The organism is Halorubrum yunnanense (assembly GCF_026586675.1).
Classification (GTDB): domain Archaea; phylum Halobacteriota; class Halobacteria; order Halobacteriales; family Haloferacaceae; genus Halorubrum; species Halorubrum yunnanense.
The window spans coordinates 1-6,570 of record NZ_JAODIX010000021.1; the positions used below are offsets into that span (position 1 = coordinate 1).

The 6,570-nt window shown below is 57.0% G+C and carries 4 protein-coding genes; 2 read left to right on the forward strand and 2 right to left on the reverse strand.

Annotation, left to right across the window (positions count from 1 at the left end; translation table 11 throughout):
* Positions 1 to 402: 402 nt before the first annotated feature.
* A complete protein-coding gene (locus N5096_RS04980; RefSeq protein WP_267663225.1) occupies positions 403 to 924 on the forward strand; it encodes a hypothetical protein in 522 nt (173 codons plus the stop codon).
* Between the two features lie 423 nt (positions 925 to 1,347).
* Here N5096_RS04980 and N5096_RS04985 read toward each other — a convergent pair whose 3' ends face one another.
* Both N5096_RS04985 and N5096_RS04990 read right to left on the reverse strand, forming a co-directional pair.
* Positions 1,348 to 3,693, reverse strand: a complete 2,346-nt coding sequence (locus tag N5096_RS04985) for an efflux RND transporter permease subunit (protein ID WP_267663226.1) — start codon at positions 3,691 to 3,693, stop codon at positions 1,348 to 1,350.
* Between the two features lie 3 nt (positions 3,694 to 3,696).
* The gene (locus N5096_RS04990; RefSeq protein ID WP_267663227.1) at positions 3,697 to 5,352 is read right to left on the reverse strand and encodes a COG1361 S-layer family protein; all 1,656 of its coding nucleotides are present in this window, start codon (positions 5,350 to 5,352) and stop codon (positions 3,697 to 3,699) included.
* A gap of 437 nt (positions 5,353 to 5,789) precedes the next feature.
* Here N5096_RS04990 and N5096_RS04995 point away from each other — a divergent pair.
* A partial coding sequence (locus N5096_RS04995) for an MFS transporter (RefSeq protein WP_267663228.1) occupies positions 5,790 to 6,570 on the forward strand: 781 nt, incomplete at its 3' end.

A 6,570-nucleotide genomic window follows, 5' to 3' on the forward strand; every position in this document is an offset into this window, starting at 1 on the left:
GGTGATGACTGAAATTTAGGTCAGTCTGTGCCGTCTGTCGAATTAATTTTGAGCGTGCAATAGGGTATCTTAGCGATCGCAAGTAATTCGCGCCATATACGAGAAGGTGAGTGGAATATCCTCATTCAGGGGAAGCAATTCATAGAAGGTCATCTCTCATTCCCCGACACAACCAGTGTTGAGATAGACGAGACAGACTCTATCGAGTTATCTAATGAGTTGGTCAGCTCTGTGGTCTCACTCTACGATTGGGTATATTCTGAAGGACGCTCAGAAAACCGAGCCGATATACTACGGAATGTTGTGACTCTGTACGCTCGATCTTTGTCGGAAGTAATAGAAGATGCTCAGGTCATAGAAAGTTCCGCAAGGTCGAATCTTCGATATTACCGCCGAGAATCTGTGGATGATTTCGTGGACTTCCGTCAAGAGATGATTGAGGGCGCTATTCAGACTCAAAGTCAACTCTCAGAACTCCGTTCGGAATTAATGAGTAGTCTATCCAGGGATCTGTTTCGAACATTTGGATTTATAATTGTTATTTCGGCGGGGTTAGTGATTCGAGTGAACGAAGTGTTAGGCGAGAATGCTATATTTGCTATCTCCTCTCTGATTGTTGGAGGATATACTGTAATAACGCATCGTAGAATCAAAGGTATAGAAAAACAGTATGTTGTCCAAACAGAGAACCACAAGAATCTGGAAACATTCTATGATCGATTCTTTGACGAAGATGAGTTACAAAACTTTGGTGTGAAATTGAGTGCGGAAGTACCTACTCGATTAGATAGTTGTATACTTCCTGACCAGGGCAATGATGAAATGACACGGCGGTTCCGACGTGATATTGCGATGTACTACCTCTTACTTGCTGGTATGGCGGTCTTGGCGGCTATCCTATTTCTCGCTATATTTTCGCCTTGACGAGGGAGCATCACCGAATTAGCGATATATTGGCACAGATAGAGTATGAGAGAGTGGTGACTGGGTCAAGTGCTATTTATTCGGTTTTCCGCACGCGCCCGAAATACAGCAAGAACCAGTCCAATGCCATCAACCACAATATGGGTCTGTGTTGGTTCAGGACGAATCTTGGCTTCTTTGCGAGGGTTGGTGTGACACTAATGATTGTAACATAAATCTGATGCTATCGATGTATTTTCGCCTTGTATTCTGTTTGGGAAAGGTATGAAATATGGTATTTATAGATAACCGAGTTGTGTCGCGGGCGACATTCCGCATGTTCGGTAGCACGGCCTGTGCCACTCAGCTATGACTACTGTTCCGAACGCCTATGCCACCACAGACAGCACCCGCCACGACGGGGGCGTCTATCTGGGAAACGGCTCACTCGGTCGTGGATGCCGTGTCGGTGTCGTCGCTTGGGTCGGTTCCCGTTGACACAACGGTCAACACGGCCGGAAGGATGCCGAACGCGGTTACGAGCGAGAATCCGATCGCCAGCACGGTCGTCACCCCGAAGTTCGCAAGCACCGGGAACCGCGAGACGACCAGGATGCCGAATCCGAAGATCGTGGTGAAACTGGACCCGATGATCGGTCGCGAGAGCTTGCCGACCGACGTAGCCGCGGCTCCGAGTGGCGGCCGCCCGTGGGTCTCTGTCTCGAAGACGAACCGCTCGTAGATGTGGATCCCGTACGTCACCCCGATTCCGAGCGTGAGCGACGACATCGTGATCGTCAGGGGATTCCATGGCACTGAGAGCAGGTACATCCCCCCGGCGACCAGAAGCGCCGCGCTACCGGCGACGCTGACGACGATGATCGCGGACACGCGGATCGACCGGAACGCGAGCGCGAGGAAGATGAACCCGAGCGTGAAGGAGATGACCGTCATCGGCGTTAGCCCTGCGGTGACATTCTCGATCACGTTTCGGTTGAGTACCGGTTTCCCGGTGATTCGGACGTCATTCGCGCCTGTCAGCGCAAGATCTGCGTTCCCCTCGAACTCGTCGATAAGTGTCCGAACCTCTTCGCCTTCCACGTCGTTGACGTAGAAAGTCAACAGCACTCGGGACGGGGTCTGGCTCGGATCGCGGACACTCATCATCCCCGATCCCGTCTGCTTTGCCAACGTCGCGTCGAGCTGTCCATTTGTCTCGGGAATTTCGCCATTGTTTGCCATCTGAACAGCTAACACTGGGCTCTGTACCGCGTTTACCTGGTCGTTTGCCAGCATGAGTTTCTGGTATCTGGCCAGTTCGCGGAACGTCTCGGGGGAGTACACTTGGTCGGAGCTAACGCTGACGTACATCACCTTTGGGCTGTCGACGGTGTCTGACAGCCGGTCTATGTCGTTTTTTGCGTCGAGATCTTGTGGCCAGAAATCCATCATCTCCTGATTCGGCTCCACCTGTGGATACGCGTAGGCACCGCCGGTGACCAGAAGGAGCGCGATAATGAGCGTCACAAGTGGTTTCCCGCCGGTGACGAGGCTGGTGAATCGCTCCGTACCGGTCTCCAGCCAGTCGCTCGACTCCGGGGTCGTGTCGTTCGGATCGCGTTCTGCATACCCTCCGCCATCGAATCGAACGAGCAGCGCAGGGAGAAGCGTGACTGACAGCGCCATCGACGCCAACACCGCCATCGCGCTCGTGACTCCGAACTGTCGGACGGGAGGCACACTCGACACCAGAAGCGATCCCAACCCGATCACGGTTGCGCCCATGGCGATGAGCAATGCGCGACCGGTGGTCCGCGTTGTAACCGCCGCAGCGGTCTCCGGCGAACACCCGGACTCACGCTCCTCGACGTAGCGCGAGTGGATCTGCAGCCCGTAATCGATTCCCAACCCGAGCGCGATTGGCATGACGCCGAGCATGATCGCGTTGAAGTCGAACCCGAACACGCCCATCGCGCCGACCATGTACAACAGCGCGACTATCGCCGTCCCGAGCGGAAGGAAGACGTGCCAGCCTCGCTCCACCTTCGCGCGCATCACCAGATAGACTACGGTGAAGATGAGTGCGAATGCCCCGGCGAACAGCGTGATCATCTCGGGCAGCATGAGCCCGAAGGCAGCGTTCTCGAACACCGGCTGTCCGGTAATGGTCGTCGTCACCCCGGGCGGCAGTGGCGCGAGACCGGTTTCCGTCTGCACCCTGTCGTAGATGATGTCGGAATCGCGTTGCGGGAGGAACGCCCCTCTGTCGAACGTGTCGACATTGCCGTAGCTCGCGAGGATGATCGTCGTTCCCGACTCAGGCTCCAGTCGGTCGACCATTGCGGCCGACTCTGGTCCTTGTGCGCGTACCCTGTCGATCGCTCGTTCGACCTCAGCTTCGGTCTGCGGTATTTCCCCGCCGTTACCCTGCCGGATGACATCCGCCAGGGAGGTAACAGTGGTTGTCTCATCGATGTTCTCGGCATATCGTCTGTCGAGGCGGTCGATCGCCCGGATTGTCTTGGGGTCGTGTAACTCGCCGGACTCGACGATGATGAACACGTTGTTTCCCGTCTCGAAGTCCTCTTTAAGCGTCTCCCAGTCGGTTGCTGTCTGAGAGTCGTCTTCGATGTACAGGGTCATCCCCATGCTCATCTGGATCCCTGCGACCCCGATAGCAACCGCGAGTAGCGCCGTTACGAGCACGACCGCGATCGTCTTGACCTGGTTGCGCGCGGCGTACCGCCCCGCGTACTCAAGTCCGTCTTGGATCCGCTCCCCGGCGGTCATCGGTTAGAAGAACCGCCGTAGTCGGTCACGTTTGTAGACGATCCCACCCACCAGTAGCATCGGCACGCCGATTGCCGTCAGCACGAACGGGATCGAGGGGCCACTCGGCTCTGTCACCTCGACCGTGGCTGGTCGGACATCGGAGACAACCGTTTCGTCGAATAGGTTGTCGTACTTGATAGTCGTGTCAAGGGTGTACGCCTTCGGTGTTGCCGCCTCGCCGACGCTGACGGTGTACGAGACGGTCACCTGCTCGCCGGGTGCCAGTTCGCCGACGTATGCTGTGTCGTCGTCAGTCTCGAACGGGGAGTCGGCGTTGATCCGAATGACAGCGTCCTCGAACGAGCTCTCGCCCGTGTTCTCGACAGTCAGTTCGATCTGCTCGGTCGCGCCTGCCTCGATTCGCGCGGTGTTGACCACGTCGAACTGTCGCTCAGGGCCGACATCGATGTCGGCGGTTAGCGGATCGCTGCGGACGACATTACCGTAGGTATCGTCGTGCGCGACCACGATCGGAAGCGCGTACGACTGTGCGAGCGCGCGGTCGGAGACCTCCAGTTTGACGCTGGTAGTCGCCGATTCGCCGGGTCCGAGAGCCCCGAGTTGCCCGCCGTTCGACAGCGGTGCGAACGGCTGGTTGGGTTCAGCGAACACGCGTGCGTTCGTCGCGGCTACATCGCCCGTGTTCGTTACCGTAATCCGCGCGGCTCCGGTCGAATCGACGTACAGCGAGCGCGGCTCGACCGAAATCTCGTACTGCGGTCCCCCGGCGACAGCCACTCCCCCGTACCGAACAGTGGACTTACTCAGCTGTCCGTTCGCGTCTTCGTAGTCGGTTCGGAAGCCGACGGCGTACGACCCGGCCGATTCGACACCGCGAACTATCGTTTCGAAAGTGGCGTTTCGCGTCTCACCGGGTGCGACAGTATCGAGTGCGATCCCGTTGCTCTGCGGTTCGAAGTGCGTCGAACCGACGAGTGAGAGCGTCGTATCGCTCATCGTCTCGCTGCCAGCGTTGCGCACGGTCACAGCCACGTCGCCCTCAGCGTTTTTGTACAGTCCGTCGCCGCGAGTATCGACGATTTCCAGTCGTCCGTCTTTTTCGACCCGGATGGTGACGCTCGTTTCCGTAGTCGCGGTATTCCGTTTGACGGTGTAGTCGTCACGGTCAACGAAGATACCACGGATGTACGAGAATTCGACCTCCATTGGCACCGTGTACGTCCCCGGGTCAGCCGACTCGCTGATCTCGACAGTGAGTGGGACCTGCGTGGCTCCACCAGACGGCACTGTACCGATGCTTTGGGTCCCCGTTTTCACATCGATCGGGAGGCCATCATCACGGTAGGTGACTGTCGTACCGGATGCGGCCCCGACCTGCACACCGTGCGCCTGGATAACCCGCGAGACATCTTCGATGGCTCGGTCGGAGTTAGTGATGCCATCGTGTCGGTTCTGAACCGCTAGCGTCATCGTCGTCGTCTCACCGGGCGTCACCGTGTTCGTTCCGTCGATTGTCGCCAAAAGCCCTGGCACAGACTCCTCGCTGAATCGTTCTCCGGCTGTAGCGGAGATTCCGACCCCCATCGAGCCGACGAGCAACAATACGACTCCCACGACGGCCGCCTTTCGAAGCGTTCCACCTGAACTGATGTTCATGTCGTGTATATAGTACACAATACTAACTCATAAGAGTTCGGACTTTGTAGCCGTTGCCGGACGCATTCACGAGGCCGTCTTTCAGAGCGTATCAGTCAGGTATCTGGACGACACTGCAATCTGACGCGGAGAGAGCGGGCTACTGGTGATCGTAATCCGGCTATTTTGCGATTAGAACGGTGATGGAACGCCTATTTAAGTATTCGAGCGAAACTGTCCTCGCTCCCAATTTTGAGTGCTTGACCACGTCCCGATAGAGCGACACCGTACACAGATTGGACCAATCGGCCGATACGCGGTTAGACACCAGTCTCGGTGGTAGATTGTATTGTAACAATCAAAAAATACTGTGTGGGGGTGGTACTGTCCTGCCTCCCTGACGCCTCCGCTTACCGGGACGCAAACATTTAGACGGCTATCCGGAGTCAAACTGAGTGATGGGAGCGTTGTCTCGGCCGGGATCACTGTTAGTCCGAACAATATCAGATATACGAGATGACGGACCGGTATCTATCCTGGTTATCGTCTCGCTCGGGTGGTTCCTTACGCTCGGCGTCCGAATCGTGTATCCGGCGTTGTTGCCGCAGGTGACTGCCGAATTCGGCGTCAGCAACGCCACAACCGGCGCGTTTATCGGTATTCTCTGGACGACGTACGCGTTGTTGCAGTTTCCGGGCGGTGCGATCGCCGACATCGTTGGCGAGCGGCTGGTGCTCACTGGTAGCATCCTTCTCTCTGCAGGCGCGGTGAGCGTAATCGTTCTCTCGACGACCGTCGAGATGTTCGTGCTGGCAACGGTGTTACTTGGTCTTGGTACGGGACTGTTCGGGACGACCCGTCTCACCGTGATCTCGGCGCTGTTCGATCGAATGCGGACGACTGCGATCAGTGCGAATCAGGCCGCCGGAAACGTCGGAAACGTCGTTCTCTCGGCGAGTGCCGGGTTCGTGAGTGTGTATCTCGGCTGGCGGTGGGGGTTCGGCTTCCTACTGCCCGTGCTGTTCGCGTGTGCGATCGGGCTGTGGATCGCGTTGCCTCGGCGGGCCTCGCCTGCGACCGGCGATGAATCCTTCCGCCAGACGATGCGGAAGGTTGCAGCGTCAGTGCGCCGGCCGTCCGTACTGGCCGTCACGGCGCTGCTTTCTCTCATAGCCTGTTGCACGACTTCGAGATTAACTCAGACCTATCGAACAGCAGTCACTAGCAGTAGAATTAGTC